The sequence below is a fragment of the Streptomyces sp. LARHCF249 genome (assembly GCF_052871255.1).
Genome location: NZ_JBIXJQ010000004.1, coordinates 691,788 through 715,431 on the forward strand (window position 1 = coordinate 691,788; position 23,644 = coordinate 715,431).

Annotated in this window: 22 protein-coding genes and 7 pseudogenes; 18 read left to right on the forward strand and 11 right to left on the reverse strand. The window is 67.5% G+C overall.

All coding sequences use genetic code 11. The features are described from left to right. Positions 1-129: 129 nt before the first annotated feature. The gene (locus tag ACIPUC_RS15000; protein WP_446589668.1) at positions 130-447 is read right to left on the reverse strand and encodes a hypothetical protein; all 318 of its coding nucleotides are present in this window, start codon (positions 445-447) and stop codon (positions 130-132) included. A gap of 270 nt (positions 448-717) precedes the next feature. On the opposite strand from ACIPUC_RS15000, the gene ACIPUC_RS15005 reads away from it, so the two are divergent. Continuing rightward, complete coding sequence (locus ACIPUC_RS15005; RefSeq protein WP_446589669.1) at positions 718-1,629, forward strand: IS5 family transposase; 912 nt, start codon at positions 718-720, stop codon at positions 1,627-1,629. On the opposite strand, the gene ACIPUC_RS15010 is transcribed toward ACIPUC_RS15005, so the two are convergent. After that, entirely contained in the window at positions 1,575-2,012 is a 438-nt protein-coding gene (locus ACIPUC_RS15010) for a helicase associated domain-containing protein (RefSeq protein ID WP_446589671.1), read from the reverse strand. The two genes, ACIPUC_RS15005 and ACIPUC_RS15010, sit on opposite strands and share 55 nt — an antisense overlap. Before the next feature lie 324 nt (positions 2,013-2,336). Between ACIPUC_RS15010 and ACIPUC_RS15015 the strand changes: the two genes are divergently transcribed. Next, a complete protein-coding gene (locus ACIPUC_RS15015) occupies positions 2,337-3,107 on the forward strand; it encodes a 2OG-Fe dioxygenase family protein (RefSeq protein ID WP_446589672.1) in 771 nt (256 codons plus the stop codon). A 1,028-nt stretch (positions 3,108-4,135) separates the two neighbouring features. Here the strand turns inward: ACIPUC_RS15015 and ACIPUC_RS15020 are convergent. Then, positions 4,136-4,288 (reverse strand): annotated as a pseudogene (locus ACIPUC_RS15020) (IS701 family transposase); the annotation flags it as partial. Positions 4,289-4,338: 50 nt separating this feature from the next. Between ACIPUC_RS15020 and ACIPUC_RS15025 the strand changes: the two are divergent. The 3 genes from ACIPUC_RS15025 to ACIPUC_RS15035 all read left to right on the forward strand — a co-directional run bounded on the left by ACIPUC_RS15025 (position 4,339) and on the right by ACIPUC_RS15035 (position 5,813). Next, the gene (locus ACIPUC_RS15025; protein WP_446589673.1) at positions 4,339-4,485 is read left to right on the forward strand and encodes a hypothetical protein; all 147 of its coding nucleotides are present in this window, start codon (positions 4,339-4,341) and stop codon (positions 4,483-4,485) included. A gap of 201 nt (positions 4,486-4,686) precedes the next feature. Further along, a complete protein-coding gene (locus tag ACIPUC_RS15030; protein WP_446589731.1) occupies positions 4,687-5,373 on the forward strand; it encodes an esterase/lipase family protein in 687 nt (228 codons plus the stop codon). A gap of 245 nt (positions 5,374-5,618) precedes the next feature. Then, the gene (locus ACIPUC_RS15035) at positions 5,619-5,813 is read left to right on the forward strand and encodes a hypothetical protein (RefSeq protein WP_446589675.1); all 195 of its coding nucleotides are present in this window, start codon (positions 5,619-5,621) and stop codon (positions 5,811-5,813) included. A gap of 171 nt (positions 5,814-5,984) precedes the next feature. Here ACIPUC_RS15035 and ACIPUC_RS15040 read toward each other — a convergent pair whose 3' ends face one another. The 3 genes and pseudogenes from ACIPUC_RS15040 to ACIPUC_RS15050 all read right to left on the reverse strand — a co-directional run bounded on the left by ACIPUC_RS15040 (position 5,985) and on the right by ACIPUC_RS15050 (position 9,870). Beyond that, positions 5,985-6,629: a hypothetical protein gene (locus tag ACIPUC_RS15040; protein ID WP_446589676.1), complete on the reverse strand. Its 645-nt coding sequence runs from the start codon at positions 6,627-6,629 to the stop codon at positions 5,985-5,987. A 1,113-nt stretch (positions 6,630-7,742) separates the two neighbouring features. Beyond that, positions 7,743-7,877, reverse strand: a pseudogene (locus ACIPUC_RS15045) (IS5/IS1182 family transposase); the annotation flags it as partial. A gap of 1,339 nt (positions 7,878-9,216) precedes the next feature. Then, positions 9,217-9,870 carry a hypothetical protein gene (locus ACIPUC_RS15050; protein ID WP_446589677.1) on the reverse strand — a complete coding sequence of 218 codons (654 nt, stop codon included), beginning with the start codon at positions 9,868-9,870 and terminating at the stop codon, positions 9,217-9,219. Between the two features lie 598 nt (positions 9,871-10,468). Here ACIPUC_RS15050 and ACIPUC_RS15055 point away from each other — a divergent pair. After that, positions 10,469-10,696, forward strand: a complete 228-nt coding sequence (locus ACIPUC_RS15055; protein WP_446589678.1) for a hypothetical protein — start codon at positions 10,469-10,471, stop codon at positions 10,694-10,696. A gap of 10 nt (positions 10,697-10,706) precedes the next feature. After that, entirely contained in the window at positions 10,707-11,081 is a 375-nt protein-coding gene (locus ACIPUC_RS15060; RefSeq protein WP_446589732.1) for a fic family toxin-antitoxin system, toxin component, read from the forward strand. Between the two features lie 7 nt (positions 11,082-11,088). On the opposite strand, the gene ACIPUC_RS15065 is transcribed toward ACIPUC_RS15060, so the two are convergent. After that, entirely contained in the window at positions 11,089-11,757 is a 669-nt protein-coding gene (locus ACIPUC_RS15065) for an endonuclease domain-containing protein (RefSeq protein WP_446589679.1), read from the reverse strand. A gap of 216 nt (positions 11,758-11,973) precedes the next feature. Further along, positions 11,974-12,174 (reverse strand): hypothetical protein, encoded by a 201-nt coding sequence (locus ACIPUC_RS15070; protein WP_446589680.1) that lies wholly within the window; start codon positions 12,172-12,174, stop codon positions 11,974-11,976. A gap of 364 nt (positions 12,175-12,538) precedes the next feature. Here ACIPUC_RS15070 and ACIPUC_RS15075 point away from each other — a divergent pair, with 364 nt between their 5' ends. After that, a complete protein-coding gene (locus tag ACIPUC_RS15075; RefSeq protein WP_446589681.1) occupies positions 12,539-13,156 on the forward strand; it encodes a TIGR04222 domain-containing membrane protein in 618 nt (205 codons plus the stop codon). Between the two features lie 118 nt (positions 13,157-13,274). Here the strand turns inward: ACIPUC_RS15075 and ACIPUC_RS15080 are convergent. Next, positions 13,275-13,428: pseudogene (locus ACIPUC_RS15080) on the reverse strand (FKBP-type peptidyl-prolyl cis-trans isomerase); the annotation flags it as partial. Positions 13,429-14,367: 939 nt separating this feature from the next. On the opposite strand from ACIPUC_RS15080, the gene ACIPUC_RS15085 reads away from it, so the two are divergent. Both ACIPUC_RS15085 and ACIPUC_RS15090 read left to right on the forward strand, forming a co-directional pair. After that, entirely contained in the window at positions 14,368-15,924 is a 1,557-nt protein-coding gene (locus ACIPUC_RS15085) for a hypothetical protein (protein ID WP_446589682.1), read from the forward strand. Between the two features lie 163 nt (positions 15,925-16,087). Next, positions 16,088-16,594, forward strand: a complete 507-nt coding sequence (locus ACIPUC_RS15090) for a hypothetical protein (protein ID WP_446589683.1) — start codon at positions 16,088-16,090, stop codon at positions 16,592-16,594. Between the two features lie 333 nt (positions 16,595-16,927). Here ACIPUC_RS15090 and ACIPUC_RS15095 read toward each other — a convergent pair whose 3' ends face one another. Continuing rightward, positions 16,928-17,143, reverse strand: a complete 216-nt coding sequence (locus tag ACIPUC_RS15095) for a hypothetical protein (protein ID WP_446589684.1) — start codon at positions 17,141-17,143, stop codon at positions 16,928-16,930. A 307-nt stretch (positions 17,144-17,450) separates the two neighbouring features. On the opposite strand from ACIPUC_RS15095, the gene ACIPUC_RS15100 reads away from it, so the two are divergent. From ACIPUC_RS15100 to ACIPUC_RS15125, 6 genes and pseudogenes are all read left to right on the forward strand, one after another. After that, positions 17,451-18,614 carry an epoxide hydrolase family protein gene (locus ACIPUC_RS15100; protein WP_446589686.1) on the forward strand — a complete coding sequence of 388 codons (1,164 nt, stop codon included), beginning with the start codon at positions 17,451-17,453 and terminating at the stop codon, positions 18,612-18,614. A gap of 142 nt (positions 18,615-18,756) precedes the next feature. Continuing rightward, a pseudogene (locus ACIPUC_RS15105) lies at positions 18,757-19,113 on the forward strand (IS5 family transposase); the annotation flags it as partial. Then, positions 19,110-19,225, forward strand: a pseudogene (locus ACIPUC_RS15110) (IS481 family transposase); the annotation flags it as partial. The pseudogenes ACIPUC_RS15105 and ACIPUC_RS15110, both read left to right, overlap by 4 nt. 258 nt (positions 19,226-19,483) lie before the next feature. Beyond that, the gene (locus ACIPUC_RS15115; protein ID WP_446589687.1) at positions 19,484-19,849 is read left to right on the forward strand and encodes a hypothetical protein; all 366 of its coding nucleotides are present in this window, start codon (positions 19,484-19,486) and stop codon (positions 19,847-19,849) included. Between the two features lie 94 nt (positions 19,850-19,943). Continuing rightward, positions 19,944-20,804 (forward strand): annotated as a pseudogene (locus ACIPUC_RS15120) (IS5 family transposase); the annotation flags it as partial. Positions 20,805-20,876: 72 nt separating this feature from the next. Beyond that, positions 20,877-21,173, forward strand: a complete 297-nt coding sequence (locus ACIPUC_RS15125; RefSeq protein WP_446589689.1) for a hypothetical protein — start codon at positions 20,877-20,879, stop codon at positions 21,171-21,173. 8 nt (positions 21,174-21,181) lie between these two features. Here the strand turns inward: ACIPUC_RS15125 and ACIPUC_RS15130 are convergent, their stop codons facing one another. Next, on the reverse strand, positions 21,182-21,310 hold the full coding sequence (locus ACIPUC_RS15130) for a helix-turn-helix domain-containing protein (RefSeq protein ID WP_446589691.1): 129 nt from the start codon (positions 21,308-21,310) through the stop codon (positions 21,182-21,184). 207 nt (positions 21,311-21,517) lie between these two features. Between ACIPUC_RS15130 and ACIPUC_RS15135 the strand changes: the two are divergent. Both ACIPUC_RS15135 and ACIPUC_RS15140 read left to right on the forward strand, forming a co-directional pair. Next, positions 21,518-22,995, forward strand: a pseudogene (locus ACIPUC_RS15135) (HYD1 signature containing ADP-ribosyltransferase family protein); the annotation flags it as partial. A gap of 5 nt (positions 22,996-23,000) precedes the next feature. Then, positions 23,001-23,306, forward strand: coding sequence for a DUF6881 domain-containing protein (locus ACIPUC_RS15140; RefSeq protein ID WP_446589692.1), 306 nt, complete (start codon positions 23,001-23,003; stop codon positions 23,304-23,306). Positions 23,307-23,644: the final 338 nt, after the last annotated feature.

Consider the following 23,644-nt stretch of genomic DNA (forward strand, 5'->3'; position numbering starts at 1 on the left):
ATGTTCGGTGGGGTCGTGTAACGGTCTCATCAGCGGATCGTTCGACGCGGTATGGGGCGGGACGATCTGGCCGCCGATCCGTCGACGTGGGCGCGGCCGCTGGAACCGGCACCCGAGCAGGGCACCAAACTACGGCCCAATCCTGTAGCGGAGGATGTAGTGCGAACCATCCCCCGACAGCGTTATCTCATGCTCGCCCGGGTTGTCCCAGGTGACCAGGAACGATCCGATCTCGTCATCACCACTCCCCGAATCCGACTCCCACACGGACACCTTTTCAGACGCCGTGAATTCCCGGGATTGATTTAGATCCCACTCGTCCCCCTCCTCCATATTGTTATCGAAAAACATCAAGTCATCAAAACCAAAGTAGATTCGCACCTGGTCGGCCCCAAATCCGTCCGTGGTTTCATAGCACGTTAGCCCTACCAATTGAAAGTAAGACATGCTCTAGCCTTCCCTTCCGCCTGGCTTCCAGATCAAAGATCTCCAGCAGGTTCGCGGGTTCTGGGTACGCCGGTGTTATCCGACATCCGGAGACGGACGCTCGCATGGGAGCCCCACTTTCATGATTCTGCCGTGATATCAGTCATGCAACTCGGGTGCACTCATGGCGACTGGGCGTGTCCGCTAAGCTGGAACGGACCCGTCCGACAGGTTTTAGGTCGCGTCCGACGGGTCGGGTGACGGGTAGGTGCTTGTATCGTTCCGCCTCTCGTGGGGCGGGGTGATCTATCTGACGCGGAGTGGGCTCGGCTGAAGCAGCACTTGCCGTGGAACGTCGGGCGCGGTGGTAGATGGAAGAGTCACCATAAAGTGATCAACGGCATTCTCTTCCGTCAGCGGACCGGCATCCCGTGGCGGGATCTGCCGTCACGGTTCGGGAAATGGAAGACGGTGTACGACCGTCATCGCCGCTGGTCGGCGGATGGCATCTGGGACAGGCTGCTGCGAGCCGTCCAGGCCGACGCTGACGCGGAGGGCCGGATCGACTGGACCATGGTCGGCGTCGACTCGACGTCCTGCCGAGCCCATCAGCACGCCGCCGGCGCCCGTGAACGCCCACCCCGCGTTCCGGGCCGACGCGGCCGACCGGCCCAGCACCGCGACGATGAAGCTCTGGGCCGCTCCAGGGGCGGACTGACCTCCAAAATCCGTCTGGCCAGTGACGGCCGCCGACGTCCCCTCGACATCGTCATCACACCGGGACAGTGGGGTGATGCCCCGCAACTGATCCCCGTCCTCGAACGCATCCGTGTGCCCTGCCCTGGCGGAGGCCGCCCGCGCACGCGGCCCGACCACGTCAGCGGCGACAAGGCGTACACCTCCCGCCGTAACCAGCGATACCTGCGCCGCGGCCAGATCAAGCACACCACCCCCGAACGCCAGGACCAGCGGGCAAACCGCCGCCGCCGGTGGAGCGCAGGCGGTCGTCCCACCGGCTTCGACCAGGCGATGTACAAGCGCCGCAACGAGGTGGAACGGACCATCAACGCGCGCGCCACCCACGGCGAGAGCCCGGTACGCCACGGCGTACGGGGCTCTCGTCTGCTCCAGCTGCTCTGCTGGCCTCACTACCTGTTCCATACGGTGCCCCCGCAGGTGAAGGCAGCCGTAGCCCCGGCGTGACACCCGCGCTCCGGGCCTTCCCGCGCGACCCATTGCGCGAGGGCCTCCAGGCCCCGCTGGCACGCCTGCTGTGCCTTGCTCGGGTCCTTCGCCGTACGACCTGTCGCTGGGAGGGCGGGAGACGGTGCCTGGGTGGGCTGTACGCCGAGCTTGGTCAGCCGCTCCTGCTGCTCGGGCAGGAGCCGCGCCCAGGTGCCAGGCTGCTTCTGCTGCTGGAGCAACTTGCCGATGTCGTCGCCGTCCATCAGCACACCGGGCTGGATCTCGGGCAGGCTGCCGTCGGCGTCCACCAGGTCCGCCAGCACGCGGTGGTGCCGCTGCCAGTCCAGCGGCCACGGGCAGTCCGAGTCCTGGTTGATCGCGCTCAGCTGCGCCGCGCGCACGGCGGCCCGGTCCGGGTCTTTGCCCGGGCCGTTCGTCGCTCCTTCCTGCGGAGGTTGGCCATGTTCTGAAGGGGTTCTGAGGGTGTTCGTGGGGCCGGGGCGGGTGTCCCGCGCTGCCGACCGCGGGGACTGTAGAAGGGGGGTGTGGTCACGTGGGGCCCGTTGAAGGGGAGCTGGGTCACAGGGAAGAGAGGCAGGTGTGCGTAAGGTCGGCACGGCCGCCGGCGCTATCGCCGTCGTGGTGACCTGTCGGAGGAACACGTGGAAAATGCTGAGCCCCAGCGGCGGTCGCACTCTGATGCGGGGCGTCCTGGTCCTGTAGGCGTGGAGGGTCTGCGCGAGCGCGGGTTCGCCCGCTACGGCGCTGAGCAACTCGGTATCGACCCGGTCGGCTCCGCTGCGGGGGACTTGGCCCAGATCCGGGACGTCTTCGCGGCTCTGCCGCCCGACCCGTACGCTCCGGGAACGAACCGGTTCCGCCGCTACTCCCATGCCGTGTACCTGCCGTGGAAGGACGAACTGTCCTGGATTCCCGGAACCCCCGACCCCGTACACGGTACGGTCACCAATTTTTCCCAGGGCGAAGACGACCCAGAGCACCCGCGAAAGCGTCGCGTGCTCCCCGACATTCCCGAGGCGCTGCGCGGCAACGCCCTGCTGCTGCGGCTCCTGCACTGGGACATCGAGCAGGTCCTGTCCCTGCAGGACCTGAGGAGACGGCCGCTGTGGGCTGGGGTCCACCTGATCAGGCTCGGCGTCGACGGTCCAGGCCAGGACGCTGTTTCTTCCCCGAACTGCCTGCACCAGGACGGTGGTTCGGCCAGCACGTTCACTTTCGCCCACCTGATCAGCCGTACCAACGTCACCGGTGGGCAGAACGTCATCGCCACGCCGGGCAGTGCGGGCCTGCAGCCCGAGGACCCGTGGGCGGACACCCACACCAGTTTTACCCTCACCGACCCACTGGATGGCTACGCCGTCCACGACCACAGAGTCAGCCACTACGTCGGCCCGGTTCGCACGGGCTCCATGCCGGGGCCGGGCGAACGGTCCGTCCTTATCGTCGGCCTCGCCCCGTACGTGCCCCAGCTGTGACACCAGCACCGCCCGACCCCGCCGAACCAGCGCCGCACAGGGCGGCCTGTGCCGGGTCTGCCAGTCGGCTGCGGACGATGTGACTCGTCGGGAGGCGGAGGAACAGGGGTGGCAGGCTGCGGACCGGTTGCGGGTGCCGTGGGCGGCGTGGCGGCGGGCGGTGGTGACGGGTGCCGACAAGCCTTCTTGATGCCCATCAGTCCGTGAACATCGGCAGTAATCACGCAATTCACTCATCTCGTGACTGCAAGCCGCACGCCCCACCCGCCCCGGCTCGAGCCGCCCAACGCCCGTGCCGGGGTGCGGCGCCGTGTTCGGCCCCGTGACCGACCGGGCGCCTACCAGGGCAGCGTGCGCGCCTACACCGCACCCCTTCCGCACTCGCACGGGTCTGGTCAGGACTGGTACAGGGCGGTGTCTGTGAGCCGGGCGTGACCCGGACGGGTCAAGATCGTTGGCAGCGCATGAACAACACCAGCCGGACACTCACCGCGCTCTCCCTTGGGGCTGCCGCTCTCGTCGGGGTCCTAGCCGCACCCGCAAGCGCCGCATCACCAGTCCCCGGGTTGGGCCTAGACGTCTGCAAGACCCTCCACGGAATCCCGATCGCCGGTTCGGTCGGCGATGTCAGCTGTGCACTGGTGGATGACGGTTTCGGCACGGTCATCGGGCCAGCGGACCCGAAGTCCTGAAGTGTCTTGAGCCGGTGGCACGGACGGCAGAGCCGAACGTTCCCGTCCGTGTCCGTTTCGCGATGCCCCTCACCCCTCACGGTGGGGGCATTCTGACGTCTTCCCTGTCAGAGGGCCCATGTGTCACCTGACAGTCGGTTCAGTTTGCGCACGCCAATGCCAAGGCCAGTGACGGCAAGGTGGGTTGTCCGTCTACGGCAAGGGCTGCGGGTGGACGACAGTAGGGCTTGGTCAGGTTGGAGTTGGTGTGGGTATGTCGCGGTGGCAGGTGGGGCAGGTGCCGTTCCAGGTGGCGAGGGGTGTCTGTAGTTCGCGGACGACCTGGTAGAGGCTCAGGCTGGCCGTGTCTTTTGGGGCTGCTCTGGCCAGTCGTTGCAGGGTGCAGAAGGCGTGTGCGACGGAGACGAGGGTGACGTGGTGGTGTCAGCCGGTCCAGGTGCGGCCCTCGAAGTGGGCAAGTCCCAGGGCCTGTTTCATCTCGCGGTAGTCGTCAGCACGCGGGAGCAGAATGGGCGTCGCGGTGACCGCGCTGCCGGTCGGTGTGGCAGATCCACGGCACCCGGGCCGGTGTGCAGCACCTGGACGCGGTCCCGACCATGCTCATCGACCAGTACCGGGACGGACATGGCGTGGACGCGCTCCGCCGCACCGCGGCGTTCGCCCGCACGCGCCGCGCCGCACTGTGACCGGTGCTGGGGCAGGCGGCCCGCACCGAGCGAACCCCCTACCTCCAGGCCCTCGCCGCACTGTGGGACTGTGTGAGGCCGCGCGGGTCCAATCCTCCCGAGTGCTGTCACGTTTCTGCGGTGAATCCCTGCCGCCAGGTGGGTGAGCGTCCACGGCCAGCCCTGTCGCCCCCGCAGGGGACCCGCTACAAACCGCGCGTGATCAAAAACCTGGTGCGGAGCGTCCCGGCGCTCTTCCTTGCCTTCATTCCGTTGTTTCCCGCCGCCGCCCCTGCCTCGGCGGCCGGCAATCAGCACAAGGCGCCTGCCCCCGATCCCGTCATCTTCGTGCACGGCTGGAACCCCGACCCCTCCCCTTGGCAGACCATGGCCACCCGCTTCCAGTCCGACGGCTGGCCGGCCGACCACCTCGACCAGTGGAGCTACGACTTCACCCAGTCGAACGCTACGACCGCCGCGCAGCTTGCCGATGAGATCGAGCGCGTCCTGACTCGCACGGGTGCCAGCAAGGTCGATGTTGTCGCCCATTCGATGGGAGCCCTGTCCTCCCGCTACTACCTCAAGAACCTGGACGGCGCAGCCAAGGTCGATGCGTGGGTGTCGTTGGCCGGTCCCAACCACGGCACCGAAACGGCACGCTGGTGCGGCGGCGCTCCCTGTGTCGAAATGCGACCCGGCTCCGCCTTCCTGAACGAGCTCAACTCCGGTGACGAAACCCCCGGCACCACCCGGTACGCCACCTGGCGCTCACCTTGCGACAACGTCGTCAACCCCGCCAGCAGCGTCTCTCTGACCGGAGCGATCAACACCACCACCGCCTGCCTTGGCCACAGCGCACTGCGCACCGATCGATCCGTCTACGACGAGGTCAAGGCCCACGTCCGATAGGTACGCGCTGCTCGCGCTTCCCAGCCGCTTGATAGACTGCCGACTCTCGGCCGACCTCTCCTCCATGCCACCCCACCGCAAATCAAGGCTCGTAGCTGAGGAGATCCAGGGAGCAGGTCTGGAGCCACCCCGAGTACCGGGTGGGGAGATTCGTCGAGCCCCATCACCGAGCGCGCGGGTTCCGGCGAAAGCGCATCTGGAGGGTCCGGGTCGCGCCGTGCGCTGCGCCATCGTAGACAGAAGCGATGAGTGAGGAGAAGACGTCGTGGCATCCCGGTGAGGTCGTGCCTACCAGCGGGATCTACGAGTGCGACTGCGGTGGTGAGCACCATTGGAGTACGGATGTGAAGGGGCACCGCTTCCGGCCGCTGCCGTCGGGCTGCTCGGGCGAGTTCTGGACGCTACAGCAGCCGGCGCATCCCGAGAACTACCTCGGCTGACCCGGGCCGGGGCACGCAGTGGTGCTGAAGCCTCCCGTGGAGCCGATGCTCGCCCAGTCCCGGGTGACGGAGCCCGGACCGGGCGTCCTGCCGGGTAATCTGGCGTTCGAGGCGAAGTTATGGACAGGGTTGCCAGCTGTCCGTTGTCCGCTGCGGTGTTGGCGGTATGCGTCAGTCCGTCGGGGCAACCGAGTCGTTGGTGCCGTGCCAGGTCCTGCGGTAGCCCTCGCGGAGGGGGCCGCCGACGAGGTCGAGCACCTTCGACGCTGCGCTGATCAGTGCTGCGGGCTCGCCTGAGCCGCACAAGTGATGGTGCCCTGCGAGAAGGGCGGCTCCGCGCTGTGGGTCGGCTTCCAACAGGCGGCGGGGCAACCACTTCCCGCCGCCGATCCACGCGTGGTGGTGGTCGCAGAGCAGATCGGCGGCGGCGTTGACCACGTACCCGGCCACGGCCAGACGCTCGATGGGGTCACCCGCGTCAGCGAGGTCGTCCAGTGCGTCCGTCAGACCGTAGCGTTTCGTATCGACGGTCTCTGGTTCCAGTGCAGGCGGACCTTCACAAAGGTCCGCTTCGGCCAGGGCGCGAGCGCGCCCGGCCTCGCCATCTCGGCCGAGGTCGTGGTGTTTCCAACCGGCCAGGCAGGCAAGCTGGGCGGCGGCCCCGAAGGCGTCTTTGCGTACGGCTGCGGAGGGGAAGCGGGCAGCGAGCATAGGGGCAACGGTGTCAGTCAGGTAGGTGGTGACCGTGGTCAGCCCGTGTCCGCCCCCGAGCTCCTCGTCCGCGCTCCTGAACATTTCGGTGAGCTGACGGACCACCGCGACTTCCTCCGCGCCGACGCTGCCGCCGCTTCCGGCCGCCTAAAATGTGGCGGCCACGGCCTCGTGGTCGTGGCCAGAGGGAGGCTGACCGCCGCGTTGGCGAATGCTGCGTTGATGAACATCACGGATCTCCCGAGGCCGCCGGCGCTAGCCAGAGCATCAGCACGCATGGCCTTCCCGATGCCTGCGGAGGCGTGATTATCTATGCCCATTCAGAGCTGTCAAGCCCCGCATCTTCGTGCTTTTCTGTCGATGGCCCCGCGCGGGCAATCTGGATTCAAGTAAAGCGCCACACCATAAAAGGGAAGCGGCCTCCCTCTCCGGGGGGCCTCGAATTCAGGAAATGCGAGAAATCTAGGAGAAAATGTCATGGTTATTAAGAAGCGCGTCCCTTACGTCGTCGGCGTGTCTTGCGTGGCCGCGATATTCTCCGGGACAGCCGGCGTGGCCGGCGCCGAGGCGGCACCCGCACCTGCACCTGCACGCACAGTGGTCCAGGTCCAGGTCCAGCACGAGCAGAAACCGAACCGGGAGCCGAAGCCGACGACGCCGAACGCCCCGCATGACTCGAGCGCTCCTGCGGGTCAGGGCCCCAGGACTCCTGGTACCCCCACGGTGCCGATGACGCCGAACGCCCCGCATGACTCGAGCGCTCCTGCGGGTCAGGGCCCCAGGACTCCTGGTACCCCCACGGTGCCGATGACGCCGAACGCCCCGCATGACTCGAGCGCTCCTGCGGGTCAGGGCCCCAGGACTCCTGGTACCCCCACGGTGCCGATGACGCCGAACGCCCCGCATGACTCGAGCGCTCCTGCGGGTCAGGGCCCCAGGACTCCTGGTACCCCCACGGTGCCGATGACGCCGAACGCCCCGCATGACTCGAGCGCTCCTGCGGGTCAGGGCCCCAGGACCCCGGAGTGAACACACTGAGATAAACAATGCCGGCGCCGCCATTGTTTATCTCAGGTCATAGCTCCAGAGGCTTAGCGGCGGTCGAAGGGCAGTCGAAATTCACCCGTGTCGAGGGCATCGACGTGCTGGCAGAACTGGGCGAGTTCGGTGTGTTCGGCGTCAGTCCACTCGAGCCGCCCAGTCGCTCATGGAGCTTCTTCAGCGCCGCCGCTCCAGGGTGAGGATGGCCTTGGCGATAGACGGCATGCGGTTCGGACTGCACCGGGATCTGCGGAAGATCCGCCAGGACTTCAAGCGTGCGACGCCGCGGTCGACTGGTGCTCGTGCCGAGGCAGGCCCCGTTGAGGACCATCACCTGATCAGTGGCCAACTCGAAGAAGCTAAATGGGAGGACGGGCTCGTCTCGGCTTTCTTCGCGAGTTAAAGGAACGCCTGTAGCAACCTGCTGAAGCACTCGTCCGGGCGTCATCCCAGGCCACCCGTGACAGCCGGCCCGGAACCTCTGCCGCTGATCCGTAGGCGTGCGTCAACTCAGGTCGCCGAACATGGCTCAGGCCCTTGAGTATCGTCCCCACCGCGCACTCCAGTTCTACTGTCGTCCTTCGACGCCAAGCGCTTCCATTTCACCTCACGGACCACATGGGCCTCGAGCCTGCCCCGACACGCTGAAGAGGCGTTCTCAGAACTCGGTTCTGGCACAGATCTTGGGGAGCGGTCACGGAGGGTGTCCAGACCGCTTCGCGTGCGCTGGCTCGTCGTCGAACGGGTGAGAGCGGGCCCCTGCATGCTGGCCGGATGGACGTCCGTCGGCCGTGCCTGAGCTGTGGCCGCCGCGCGTCCGATCACCCACCAGCAGGCAGTGTGGAACGCAAGCGCCTGATCGTCCGCAAAACCTCGGTCCGGTTCTTCGCGACCTTCAACCAGGTGGGAAGCCGCTCAACCAGACTCATCGGGGCCCAAGGCGCAAGCTCTCCGCGCTCACGAAGCTTGGCCCCCACGTAGGCCTCCAGCAGATCGAGATGACGCACGTTATAGGCCCACAGGACGTGTCCACAGCAGCTCGTCTGCAACCACACCGGTCGCTGGAAGTAGGGATCGACAGGGCTGCCTACGACAGCAGAGTCGACCTTCCGATCCTTGAAGAAGCCGCACCCCGTGCACCGCAGCCGCCGATGGAGATTCAGGCTCCCGTAGCCGGCAGCCTTCTCACCTGCTGGGATCTCGGGGTGGGGCCTGACAGTGGCGCACCCATCACACCGAGGACAGTGCACCAGAACCTCATCGAGGAAGTTATATCCGTACTTGCGTTCGCGTCGATCTCGAAACCGGTCGCCGGACGCCTCTACATTCCCGCTCACTTGGTCAGCCTGCCAGAACCCGACTCGCTGCCCGGCAGGCACCCAACTCGCTCGTCGTGGGCACTGACGGACTGCTGCCCGCAGCAGGGGGCCCTGGAATGAGCGGGTCACTGGAGCAGGGGCAATGGGGTGGTTTTGAAGTCCTGAGGGCTCCGCGGCTGTTACCCCGTTACCCGTGGCGGGAGGACCCGGCTGCGGCCGAGCCGACCCGGCGGCTCAACGCGCCCAAGTAGCGGCAGGCTGCCCCGCACCGCCTGCCGTCGGCTGCATCGACGGGCGCTCCCCGGCCGGGGAGCGCCACGGGCAGTCCGGGGTCAGCCGCCACCCGAGCCGGCCGAGGCCGAACCGCCGGAGAACCAGGTCGAGTGGGACCGCGGCTGATCGCGTGTGCTGCGCTCGGTGCGCAGCTCCACCACGATCGCAGCCGGGCCGAGCAGGGCCTCCAGTGCGTCGGCGAGCTGCTGCGGGTCGCCGCCGAACGGGAGGGGGGCGAGCCGCTCCCGGCCGCCCCGCAGGACGAGTTCCAGCGCGAGCGTGGAGACGGCCGGCTTGCGGTCCCCCTGGTAGGGCTCCTCCACCTCGTGCGTCAGCCGCACCTCGCGCAGGGTGTCGAGGGGCAGCCAGTCGTCCGGCCCGGCGGCCCGGACCAACCGCAGGGACGCGGGCACCCCTGTCGGCGCGAACTCCACCCGCAGGATGTCCCGGGCCCGGGAAAAGGCCAGCGCCAGCCAGCCGAGCAGGTACTCTAGCCCGGCGATCACCCCCACCACCACGAACACGGTCGACGCCCGCGCCCCAGCCAGCGCCATCCAGAAGGCGACGAGCAGGGTCGGCACGCCCAGGACAAGCGGAGTCAACAGCGCCGACCCCGCCGAGGTCAGCGCGTTCCACGCCGGCCCGGCCGGGCCGGCGCGCAGGACCAGATCCGTCGATTCGGGGCCTTGTCTCAACAAGGGATCGGTGGCCATGCCTCCAGCGTAGGACCGGTCCGCAAGAGCGCCTCGACCCCATTCGCCCGTGGAGGCACGACTTCTGACGGCCCGTATCCCCCAGCCGGCGGGCGCGGCGGGCTCCCAGGGCTCGAACCACGGGTCGGGCCACTGCTCGGCGACGGCCATCAGCGGCTAGAGGGTGGCGCCGTCCAGGGGTACGCGGTGATCAGCCGCTTGAACCGCGGATACGCGGTCCGTTCGATCGAGGTCACAACCCACCCCAGGCTCCAGACGATGGTCAACATCACCACCAACGACACTGCCCGCAGTACCGGCCGGCCCCGGACGCCGCGGCCCCCGTCGCCAGGGCGATCAGGGACCAGCCGGTGCGGGATGCGCTCAAGGAGAAGAAGGTCAGGTTGACAGAGGCTGTTGCGGACTGGGCGCTCGCGGCGCAGTCAACCTTGGCTGCCGCTGCCGCTGCCGCTGCCGCTGCCGCTGCCGCTGCCGCTGCCGCTGCCGCTGCCGCTGCCGCTGCCGCTGCTGATGCTCCTGGCGGACTTCGTCCGTGACGTAGTTCGGTCAGGCTGGCGTTCCCCTGCCGAGGGCGGACACGAGCCGCTACGGTGGTGGCATGGCACGGGAAATCCGGATTGAGATCAGCGACGAGGCGTACGAGCAGCTGCAGCGCGCCGCCGCGGAGAAGCAGGTGCCGGCCGAGGCGTACGTCGGCCGAGTGCTGGACGCCGACCTCGCCCGGGCGCGGTTCCGTGAGGGTGCGCGGCTCTTCGTCAACGAGCACGCTTCCGCGTTCGCCGAGCGCTTCGGTGCCCCCACCGCCAGCGCCGCCGACGCAGCCTGATCCGATGGCCATGTTCCTGCAGGTAGACCTGCCGTGGCTGCTCGAGATTGCGCACCGGGACCTTCCTGGGGACCCAGAAGTGGCGGATTGGGGCGCGCTGGAAGCCGCCCGGGCGCGACACGCCTACCGCGTCATGGACGCGACGCCGGCGTACGACCAGCCGCACCACCGTGCCGCAGCACTCCTCCAGCAGCTCGTACGGATCCCGGCCCTGGAGCACAGCAACGAGCTGTTCGCGGCCACGGTGGCCGCTGCGTACCTCCACGCTTCCGGGATGCCGGTGAGGGTGACTTCGAAGGAGGCCGCCGACCTGGTCGAGCAGGTTGCCGCAGGGGCCATCGACGTGCGGGAGATCGCGTCGGCGTTGAAGGACTGGGCGCGCTAGCTCTCGGCTACGGCCTTGGAAGGCGGAGCCCGTCGAAGGGGTCGAACCCCAGCTGCTCGATCTTGCGGCGCCGGGTGGACTCCCGGGGCCGCCACTCCTGGTTCGCGGGGTAGATGAGCTCGAGGGCAAACGCTGGCGGATGCCGCAGGAAGTCGGCATTCGGGCAGTCCGCGATGTGGGGGCACTCGTCGACGGTGCAGTTGCAGAACCGGCAGAGAAGGCCTCGGACGTAGCCCGTTTCGTGGTCGTGATCGACCACCTCGCCGGGGTAGAGGCCGCAGATCTGGCAGTCAGGCCCGAAGGCCGTGACGAGAGCTTCGCGCAGGAGCCGGATGGCCCGGCTGCGCGCCGGCGGCGGCGGCCAGTGGGGGCCGCCGGAACGACAGCGCGTTGCGCGGCCCACGGCGCCAGGGTCTTGGGCGGGGCCCAGGCTGCGGACCGTCCAGAGGTGCATGAACGAGCGCCCTTCGTGCTCCAGCGGGACGTAAGGTCCGCCGGTCCAGTCCTCGGGGCCGTTCCCCCGGTCGATCCAGGCGATGCATGCCTGGTGCTCCCAGCCGTTCTCGGTCTCACCTTCGGCGCAGAGCATGTGCCCAGCGCGTACGAGGTGCAGGCGGCCGTCGTCGCCCGGGACTGCGGCCAGCGGGCCCGGGGGCACCTTCGGCGCGATGGGCATCCGGCAGGGCCGGCCTTCCGCCTCGCGGACCTTCTGCTCGAGTCGGTCGACGCCCTGGTGGGACCAGCGCCACAGGAGCTATGCTCGACGGTACCGGGGCAGATCGTCCAGAGAGACCACAAGGGCATGGTGGCGCAGGCCACTGACAACGCACGCAGGGGCCAGGGGAAGCTGGTGCGCCCTCGCCGTGGGCCGGGGCGCACTGGCTCAGTCGTGTTACCGGCGGATGGCCGCCGCGGCGAGCGCTGCCGGCAGCTCCTTCTCCTCCCACACTTCCTCGCGTCCGGCGAGCGCCTGGGGCCGTTCTTGCCAGAGCTCTCGCTTCACTTCGCTCAGGCGGTTGAAGCGGAGCTGAAGTCTTCCGGGGCGTCCGTCGGTGGCGGCGAGGTCGGTCTGGCAGGCGTGGGACCAGGGCATGCCGCAGGTGCAGTAGTGGTCGACGGGGGCGAGGCCAAGTCCAATGCGGGGGTGCGGCCCGGGCCAGCTGGCCAGGAGCACTATCTTCCGCAGGAGAGCCAAGCCGGCGCCGGCGGGGGAGGTTCGTGGCTGCTCAGTGCTGGCGGGCGTCCTGGACGATCCGCCACCGGCCCTGTGTTCCCGACCGAAGCCAACCCGGGCTGCGCCACTGGTGCCGGGCCGGGGGGATTGGCCGCTGAGCGCGGTATCTGGTCGGCTTGGCCATGTACGCGCTCACTCCTTGTGAAAGCCTCGTTGGGGTTGGGGGCTGTGTCGGCGGGTGACACTGCCAGCAGATGAGGTGGCCTGAGACGGGGGGTCTGGAATGCGATGGCTGTTCCGGTGGTTGGCGCGAGGTTCGGGCGGGGGGATCGGGCCTCTGGATGTGTACGAGGTTGCGTTCTTGGCGGGCGGGGCCGAGCGTGTGGCGGACAGTGTGATCATCGAGCTGAACAGACGCGGGCTGTTGGTGGTGCACGAGCGGTGGGTGCGTGCTGTGGGCGGGAAGCGACCTCCCGGGCATGCGGTCGAGCGTGCTGTGGTCGCCTTCTGTCGGCGTGGCAAGACCATCGAGGCCGTGCGCGCTGCCATGCGGCGCTTCCCGGAGGTAGAGGAGATCATCGGTGGCCGGCTGGCAGCACGGGGCCTGGTGGCGGGCGCGGGTCGCCGGGTGACCCGCAGGGGCAGGCGAAAACTACGGGTGGCCGGGCGCGACGCGAGCGTGCCGGCTTACGTTTTCAGCGGGATCACCGTCGCCCCGGACGGACCGGAGCAACCCCGGGCGCGCCAGGGGTCGCCGGGTGGATCCCGTGGCGGCCGGAGTCGTAGGCGCACGGGCGGTGGGTTTGACGGCGGCTCCGGTTCCGACTGGGGCACGGGCACACACTTCGGCGGACATTCCAGTGGCGGTGGCGGTGGCGGTGGCGGGGGAGGGGGCGAGTAAGGCCTCGCGAGCCAGTTCGCCACGGCTGACCTTCGTTGCGCAGGAGAGGCCGAAACGGGTCTTCTCAGACGACGAGCAGATCCACCAGGAAGACGAGCGTGGAACCCGCCGGGATCAACTACGAGGGGGACTGGTTGTCGTAGCCTAGGCGCGAGGGCACGATGATCTCGCGCCGGCCCCCGACCTTCATCCCCTGAGTCCCCGGTCCCGCCCTTGTTGACGCTGCCGCCGACCACGGCGAACTTGAACCGCTGGCCCCGGTCCCAGGCGGCGCCACTGCCTCATGGGGCTGTTACGGGATGAGCAGGTAGAACGCCTGGTTCGCCGCCCTGCCGTTGGTGCCGGCGCTCGCCGATAGCGGTAGGAGCCGTCCGTCGAAATGTTCACACACCCTGATCGTTGGGACCGATCCCAAGCGACACTAGGCCGTAGGGACAGGACGTCCGCCGCGACAAACGCCGACGGCAGCACCTCCACCCACACCAGCGCCGCCCCGACCCATCCGCTGGGGCGACAGACCGCTACCTATCGCAGCCTGACCACCAACCCGGCAAACCTTTCCGGTCACAGCACTAGTGACCCGCCGGACTCACGCAGCCATCCTCCCCGTGCCCGGGCCTGTCACCACCGAGCCAGGACCTGACATCACGCCTTCAACCTCAGTAACCAACCGCCCGCCTCGCGCGACTGCATCACGCCCACTCGCAGGCGCTGCCGGGCGCTCACACAGCATGATGCGGTGTCGGGCGACTCGGCGTTACGCTCCCCTCGGAAGTGGACGTCATGGAGTCACCGCGCACCCTGTTCGCGGCCGCAGCCTGGGCAGTCCCGCTGACCAGCCTGCTGGCTCTGGGAGCGGCTGCCGCCGCCGTAGCCACGACACGATGGCGCCGCCGCACCATCAGCGCCCTGGAACAGGCCGACGCAATGAGCTGCACTGGTGCCCCTCGCCCAGCCCTGGAAAGGCGACGCCATCCCAGCGCCGATCTCGCGGGCCCCGGGCCCGCCGCCGGACCAGGATGCCTGTGTGATCCACCGCTTGGGCTGTGTACTCTGGGCGAGATTTCGAACTAGTTCAACCGCAAACAGAAAATGGGGGGCCGGTGCGCCATCGCCGACTCGTAGCTTCCGCCGCCGTCATCGCGGCTGGCGTGGGTTTCATACCGGGCATAGCCCGGGCTGCCGAGCCAGAGAGACCTCACGCCCACGGGGTGAGTGCCGCGGAAACGGATCTGGCCGCTGCAACGGCGTCGAACTTCAGCACCTTCACGAGCCCGGCCGAGCGTACGGTCCGGGCGACGCCTGCCGGTAGAGGCGAGGCCACCCCGCAGACTCAGGGGGCTGGCGCACTTGAGCCATCGGTCGGGCTGAAGGCCAAGGGTACGAGTGCCCGTGGGATCAGTTTGGACCTCGCTGTCAGCGTCGAACCTGACACCCAGATGTCGGGCTTCATCGACTGGGGCGACGGCACCACGGACGTCTTCGACACGTACGGACCCATCGATGTGACCGCGGACCACTCCTACGAGGAGATTGGCGCCTACACGATCAAGGTGACTCTGCGGGACGGTTCAGGCGAGCGTGCCGCCAATACGCTCGCCATCGTCACGTCTGGCTCCGACTTCACGCCGTACACGCCCACCCGCCTGCTGGACACCCGGAACGGGACGGGCGCCCCCAAGGGGAAAGTCCCCGCCTACGGAACCACCCGAGTGAAGATCGCCGGCAACGGCTCGATCCCTGCCGGCGTGACGGCCGTGGTCCTCAACGTGACCGCCACCAACACCGCGAGCGGTGGCCACGTCACGATCTGGCCTGAAGGCAGCGAGCGTCCGATCACGTCGAATGTCAACTTCGCCAAGGGGCAGAGCGTCCCGAACCTGGTGATCGTACCGGTCCATGAAAGCGGCTACGTCGACCTGTACAACGGCGGCTGGCAGCCGGTCGACCTGATCGCCGACATCACCGGCTACTTCACCCACACCAGGGCGAGCGGCTACACCCCACTGGAACCCTCGCGCGTCGTCGACACGCGAAACGGCACCGGAACGGCTCCGGGCCAGCTCCGAGGGCAGACCACGTTCGGCATCCGGCTCGCCGACGGGCGAGGGATTCCCGAAGACGCCACAGCGGTCGCGCTGAACGTGACCGTCACCAACCCGCGCGAAGACGGCCACCTGACCGTGTTCCCCAGCGGAGGCACCGTCCCAATCACCTCCAACGTGAACTTTCGCGCCGGCCAGACCGTCGCCAACTCAGTGATCGTCCCGGTCGGACCCGACGGATCGGTCAACTTCCGCAACGGCGCCTGGGGTGCCACCGACGTCATCGTTGATGTCGTCGGCTACTACCAGCCCGGCGGTCGCGGGGCCTACCTGCCGTTCGCTCCGGAGCGGATACTCGACACCCGCGACAGCGCCGACTGGGCGTGGGGCCCTCTGCCCGGACAGAGCTACATCTACATGCCGCTGTCCACCCAATACCCCGCCAACACCGCCTTCGTACTGAACACCACGGTGACGAACACCCAGGGCGAGGGGCACCTGACGGTCGCCCCCGACCCGAACGCCTTGAGCGCCTACAACGGCGGCTGGGCAAGCTTCCCCACGCCGCCCAACTCCTCCAACCTGAACTGGAAACGGGCAGAAACCATCCCCAACCTGGTCCAAGCCGGCACGGGGTACCACGGCATCATCGACTTCTGGAACCGCGGCTGGGACGACATAGACCTGGTAATCGACATTTTCGGCGTGTACCAGACGAACTGATCCGGCGGAAACCGCGAGCGCCCCCGGGAACCCCAGCCCCAGGCCCCTCGCGGGGCGCTTCACCCGCCCGATGCACCTCGACGTCGCCATCATCTGGGCTGACTCCGCTTGAGATCCCGGCGGTGCCCTCGCTTGGTCGGTGGTCGGCCATGGGGTTCACCGGGTGAGTGACATCCATGAGCTGATGATCAGCGTCGACCTGCAGGACGAGATCTCCGCGCAGGAGCTCGCCGAACTGAGCTGGCATCTGGGGATCGGACCCCAACCGGAGCGACTGTCCATCATCACCGAGTTCCCGGTCGTGGTGGTGGACGACTCGGGGATCCCCGTGATTGAGGACGACCCCTACCCACTACTCGCCGGGCAGGGCGTGGCATCGCGGGTGGGTGGTGTGCTCTGCTCGACACTGGCCAGTCGCACCGACCTGCCGCGGAAGGGCTGGTCGCTGACGTCCCGACAGGAGATACACCCGGACGAGTTCGAGAAGGTCGGCGAGCTGCTCTGCTGGCGCCACAAGGGCTCACGAAACGCAGCTGCTCGAGAATGGCGCGGTAGAGGTCGGACTCCTCAGGTTCTACGAAGCCGAGGTTCCCGATGTACTCCAGGTCAAGAGCGGGCAACTCAGCTGGCCAGCCTGAAGAGCCTGTGCGGTCGCGGACCAGGGCAGTGAAGCGCTGGGCGGCCTGTGGAGCACCAGTCCGGTGCGGTGGACGTGGGAGAAGAACTGCCGCAGCCCCGCGAGCCAGGAAGATCGGCGGGCCGGGTTGCGGGCCAGGAATGCCTCCAGGTCGGTGACGTTCACACTCGCCCAGGTGGTGTGACCCCGGGCGTGAAGGTGGAGTGCGAGGTCTCGGACGGTGTCGAGGCGGATCTCGATGGTCTTGAGCCCCGTTCCGGGCGACAGCTCCTGATGTCCTGGTGCGCGTCCTGCACCGGACCATCGGCGGCCCGTACGATCGCCAGGATCTTGCGGTAGTCACCGGGCAGGGCGGTCTCGTCCGGGTCATCGCCGCGGTGCGGGATCAGCAGCACCGCACGCCCCGCCACCTGTGCTTTCACCAGCCTGGACCCGGTCCTGCTCGGCCAGCCGGTTCAGTACCCGCTCAGCGATCAGCAACTCCTCCCGCTCCGCCTCGACCTCCCCAAGCCGCTTACCCAACTCCTCGGCGAGCGTGTCCAGCTCGCTCCGACGAGCCGTGATCCGCTCCAGCTCGGACATCCCCTCACCCTCCCCGCGATCCAGCGGCGCATCCGTACGGCGACGGATCGTAGGCGGACCTTCACGACGGGCGCAGCAGAACCCGAGAACCGTCTCGGCCGCCCTGACAGACGATCTTCACCGTGGACATCGGCCGCCGACCAGCGCGAGCACGGTAACCCGCCTGCACACCAGCCCCGTGACCTGCAACTTCACGATGCACACCGCTCATTGATCTTTCGCAACCGCCCGCCGCAGCGTGAAGGCACCCGTCTCCGTCCGGAGTGCAGCGGGCGGGATGTCAGCTACCGACATTAGGTTGGAGGACATGAAGCCCTTCACTATCGATGTTCCCGACTCAGTGCTCGACGACCTCAGGGCCCGATTGGCCCGGACCCGTCTGCCTGTGCGTTCCCCAGGCACCCGCTGGTCGGCCGGGACAGACCCGGATTACCTTCGCGAGCTACTCGATTACTGGGTGGCCGGTTTCGACTGGCGAGCACGTGAGGGCTGGCTCAACTCGTTCCCGCAGTATCTCGCCGATGTGGATGGGCAGACCGTCCACTTTGTCCACGTACCTGGTGTCCGTACAGCCGGCGGGCCCGCACCACTGCCCCTGGTGGTGACGCACGGGTGGCCGTACTCGTTCGCGGAGATGCTGCCGCTCGTGCCGCTCCTCACCGATCCGGTAGCGCACGGTGGTGACCCCGGCGACGTGTTCGACGTCGTGGTGCCGTCACTCCCGGGGTTCGGCTTTTCCACACCTTCCGGCAACGGCCCGGTGACTGGTCCGGCGGTTGCCGAGACCTGGGCCCGGTTGATGAGCGAGGTGCTCGGGTACCGGCGTTTCGGTACGTATGGTGAAGACATCGGCAGCAGTGTCAGCCACTGGCTCGCTGCTGGGCACCCGGACAAGGTCGTCGGGATTCACGTGGCCCAGGCCGCATACCCGCCGGTGGAGCGAAGCGGCGACCTCACCGCTGCCGAGCAGGAGTTCCTGGCCTCGTCGGCGACGAAATGGGACAACGCCACCGCATACGCCGAGCTCCAGTCCACTCGCCCTGACACACTCGCCGCAGCCCTGCTCGACTCACCGTCCGGACTGGCCGCATGGCTGGCGGAGAAGTTCCGGGAGTGGAGCGACTGCGACGGTGACCTCGAGCGCCGGTTCAGCAAGGACGAGCTCCTGACCACGATCATGCTCTACTGGGCGACCGGCACCATCGGGTCCTCGTTCCGTCCGTACTTCGACCAGCGGGGGGACCGCAGACTGCCACTGCCCGTGCTCACCGTCCCGGCCGGGATCACGGTTGGCGTCGGTGACCTCGGCATGCCCAGATCACTGGCCGATCGCACCTACACGGACATCCGCTACTGGCACGACCTGCCCGCAGGCGGTCACTTCGTCGCCAACGAGGAACCCGAGCTCGTCGCGGCCGACATCCGCGCGTTCTTCCGCCCGCTGAGGGATCAGAGGGGAGAACCATCGTGACGCTGCCCACCCGGCGCCCCATCCCGACTGCTTGCAGCGAAGAGTCCCGAGCTGCTCAGGCCGTTGCACCGCTGCTACGTGGTCTAGGCAATGTTTCTCGGATCTCCTGACGTGCGTGGGGTGTTGGGGTCAGGCTGTCTGTATGGGCCGTGGGGATCTGACGAATGCGGAGTGGGACCGGCTGGAGTCGTTCTTACCTGCTGGTGGTGCGCGTGGGGGCCGGTGGAGTGATCACCGCAGGGTGATCAACGGGGTGTTGTACCGGGTGCGGACCGGTGTGCAGTGGCGGGATCTGCCGGAGCGGTTCGGGCCGTGGGAGAGCGTCTACAAACGCCGTCGCCGCTGGTCAGCAGATGGCACGTGGACGATGCTGCTGTCTCGAATCCAGGCGGCCGAGGACGCCGCGGGCCAGATCGACTGGGACGTGTCGGTGGACTCAACAGCGGTGTGGGCCCACCAGCACGCCGCCGGCGCGAGGAAGACGCCGGCGGCCAGCGGACGGCAGCCCTGGCAGACTTCCTCCACACCTACAACCACCACCGCTGCCACACCGCACTCGACGGCAAGCCGCCCATCAGCCGAGTAAACACCCTGCGGGTCAATACACCTAGGCCGTGTTTTAGATCGGGGTTCCGGACCGCGAGGACGGATACGAGATCGTCCGCCGCGACACCACCCGTCGCGAGCACGACGTCACCGTCGAGAACAGCCGCGACCGTATCGCGGGCGACCTCACCAAATGGCTGGCCGCCCGCGCTTCCTAAAAACACGGCGGCGCGGGGCCCGTGTAGCGCGCCGCAGCCGTCGGGCACAGGCTGGAGGTGAATGGAGGTCCCCAGGTCCCTCGGTGGACCGGATGTGGAGGAGTCATGGTGGCGACGACGCGCGACGACGCTCCGGTCGCGATCGAAGGCGGTGGCGTGGAGCTGCGCATGCAGGAGCTCGGTGGCGACATGACCGCCGCCTTCGTCCGCTTTCCCAAGGGCACGGACATGGCACCGGCTGTCAAGGGCATGCCCGGCGACCAGTGCCGATGCCCCCACTGGGGGTACCTGTTCAAGGGGCGGCTGAAGATGCGGACGGACCACGGGGACGAGATCTACGAGGCGGGGCAGGCGTTCTACTGGCCACCGGGTCACGTTCCGGAAGCGCTTGAGGACTGTGAGTACGTTGACTTTTCGCCGACGAAGGAGTTCAACGAGGTCATCGACTACGTCAAGGCGCACATGGGGTGACCCTCGCATCCGCACGGCCGGGGCGCCTATGGTCGTCTTTCAGAACTCGCTGTCGGATCTCGTCTCACGTCGTGATGATCACGGTGTGGGATGAGGGGCTCTCTCTGATGAGCAGTGGTCGGTGCTGGAGCCGTTGTTGCCGGTAGTGGGGTTGGGCCGCCGGTCGCGGAACCGTCGGCGGTTGATCGACGGGGTGCGATGGCGGGTGCGGACCGGTGTTCCCTGGCGGGACCTGCCGTGTGAGTACGGGCCGTGGCAGACCGTGTATGGACTCTTCCGCCGCTGGCAGCGCGAGGGCGTCTGGGCCGGGCTCCTGACCTTGTTGCAGGCGCGGGCGGACGCGGCCGGGCTGATCACGTGGGAGGTGAATGTCGACTCCACGATCTGCCGGGCCCATCAGCACGCGGCCGGAGCCCGCCGGGACGGGGCAGGTCAGAAGGAACCGCCCGGCGGCATCAGCAGCGAGCTGGACGACCACGGACTCGGCCGGTCCAGAGGCGGGTTCACCACAAAGATCCATCTGGCGTGCGAGCAGGGCCAGCAACCGTTGTCTCTGCTGGTCACAGCAGGCCAGCGGGGTGACAGCCCGCAGTTCGAGCCGGTCCTCGAAGGGATTCGGGTGCCCAAATCGGGCGGTGGACGCCCCCGGAGCAAGCCGCTGCGGGTGCGGGGAGACAAGGCGTACTCCTCACGTGCCAACCGCGCCTACCTGCGGAGACGCGGAATCCGTTGCACCATCGCCGAGCCGGCCGACCAGATCCGCAATCGCAAGCGCCGCGGCCGCTTGGGCGGCCGACCGCCGGCCTTCGACCGGGAGGACTACAAAGCCTGGCACGCAGTCGAGTGCGGGATCAGCCGCCTCAAGCAGCACCGGGCGGTGGCAACTCGATACGACAAGCTCGCCGTCCGCTTCGAGGCCACCGTCCAGATCGCGGCGATCCACCAGTGGCTGTGAACCACCGGCCGTCGGCACGGGTCGTGCCATGCTGACCACCGGCATTCAGCAGCTCATCCAGGGGGAGAACCAGTGGCCGCCCAGTACTACTGCGCCGACAGCGAGAACGGCGACCACGTCGATGACCCGTCCGAGGACGCTCTGTTCATGCTGATCGGCGACCTAAACGACAGCGACAACACCTTCGTGGTCATCCAGCCCGACGAGGACGACCCCTCCTGGTTCGCCTCGGTTGCCGCATTGGACGAGGGCGGCTACGAGATCGTCCGCCGCGACACCACCCGCCGCGAGCACGACGTCACCGTCGAGAACAGCCGCGACCGTATCGCGGGCGACCTCACGAAATGGCTAGCCGCCCGCGACTTCTAAAACACGGCCTAGGTGATGTTCCGCGGGACACCCGGCCGCGGCTCGTCGCCCAGCCCGTCCAGGACGTGCTCCAGGAAGCGCCGCCGCCAGGTGCGGACCGTGTCCGGAGCGATCCGCAACCGGCGTGACATTTCCATGACCGAATGTCCGTCCGCGCACTCCAGCACGATCCGCGACCGCTGAGCCAAAGCCTGTGCCGTGTGCGACGGCGTAACCAGCCTTCCAGCACAGTCCGCTGGGCATCGGTCACCGGCAACGGCGGAATCTTCGGACCCGGACGACTCATACCGAACTAACGCCAAACCTAAGCCCGGCGGTCGTCCGCAGGCTGGGGGTGCGGATAATCCGGGCACGCCGTTGCCTTCCGTCGCAATGCCGCGGGACAGGCTCTCTCGTACACGTTCAGCAGCGGCGTCGGCATCGATTACGCATATGACGACCAAGGCCGCCGTACCAGCCAGCAGGTGACGGGCCAGGCTGGCCGCGTCCTGAACCAGCGCGACTACGCCTACCGTGCAGACGGCGTCCTCACCTCAATCGAGGACGCAGCCACCGGGATCCGTATCTTCACCCCGGACGACGCTTCCCGCATCACCGCCGTGGACGCGGCTGGGTGGGCTGAGCGGTACGCCTACGACGACATCGGCAACCAGATCGACGCCACGTGGCCGAACTCGCATCCTGGGGCGGAAGCCAGAGGCTCACGCTCCTACCAGGGGACCCGCCACAGCCGGGCCGGTGCAGTCCGCTACGAGCACGACACCGCAGGCCGGGTCGTCTTCCGACAGAAGACGCGCCTGTCCCACAAGCCGGCCAACTGGCACTACACATGGGACGCCGAAGACCGCCTGACCTCCGTGGTGACGCCCGACGGCATCACCTGGCGCTACCGATACGACCCGCTGGGGCGACGCACTGCCAAGCAGTGCCTGTCCGCCTCCGGAGATGTGGTGGAGGAGATCCTTTTCACCTGGGATGGCCCCGTGCTCTGCGAGCAGACCGAGTCCTCCCCCAACTTCCCCACCCCGTCATCACCAGCTGGACGCATCAGGGACGCCATCCGCTCACTCAGACTGAATGCATCGCCCACGACGGAGGCCGGCAGGAAATCGACTCCCGCTTCTTCGCCATGGTCGCAGACCTGGTTGGCACTCCCACCGAACTCGTCGACGAACAGGGCGACATCGCCTGGCAGGCGCGGAGCACACTCTGGGGGACCACCGCCTGGAACCGGGACGCCACCGCCTACACACCGCTCCGCTTCCCAGGCCAGTATTTCGACCCGGAGTCCGGTCTCCACTACAACGTCGCGCGTACCTACGACCCGGAAACCGCCCGGTACCTTTCACCGGACCCGCTGGGTCTTGCCCCGGCTCCCAACCCCGACACTTACGTCCACAACCCCCACACATGGGCCGACCCACTCGGCCTGGCGCCGGACGATGAATGCCCATATCGAATAGAGCGTGTCCCCGAGGACGAACTCGGTACTCTTTACCACTACACGAACCAAAAAGGATACGAAGGAATCCTGGACAGCGGGGAGATGTGGCCATCAATTAAGGCGGACAATCCGAAGGACGCCCGATTCGGCGACGGACAGTACCTGTCGCCGATCGAACCAGGCACCAGGACCCGCGGTCAGCTCTCCCATGGATTCGTACGCGTACCGTGGGCAGGCCACAGATTCACCCACTATTTCGAGATCGACATGGGTGGGCTCGAAGTCTGGCGCTCCGTCGAGCGACCAGATGTTTACGTTATCCTGAATGATCAGAGCCTGGATATTAGTGGTCGAATAGTAAGTCACGGAGAGAGCTGATCGCCATGGAGTACTGGCACGTCAACTGGCTGCATGACCTCCCTGAGGAGCCCATCACGATCTACAGCGAGATCGGCGAGAACGGCTACGAGACGCGCAAGGTGCACGTCTATCGAGACGGTAGGACGATCCGGGCTGACGAGCAGCACGAATCAGCGGAAATTGGCCTGAGTGAGATTCCGGTCGGCGATATCTCCGATGTCACCTGTCAGCCGGAATTCCAGGCCAGTGTCGTAACGCGAGCGGTGTTTGAGCAGGCGTGGGAGGCGGCCTCTTGGTCATCTCGGGTGAATCCATTTCCACCCCGATAGCGCATGATCGTCGGCGGCACTGCGCTGGGCTGCCGATGAATCGCCGCCGCCTGAGACCGAGGATACGCTGCTCCAAGGAAACTAGAGATGCTGTCAGTGATATCGGTACAGGACCTGATCGTGGCCTTGCGTGCTCCCTGTGGAAATGGGCATCGACATCATCAAGATCAGCAGCGGCACGGCCATCGAGTCCGGGCGTCTGGAGAACGCCCTTAGAGGTCCTAACAGAAGCTGTTGATCATGTGGCCTTCAGTCCGGATGGTCGTTGGTCTGGCCGTGGGGAAACGTCAGTCGCGGCCGTGGATCGTGTCGGATGAACTGTGGTCGCTCATCGAGCC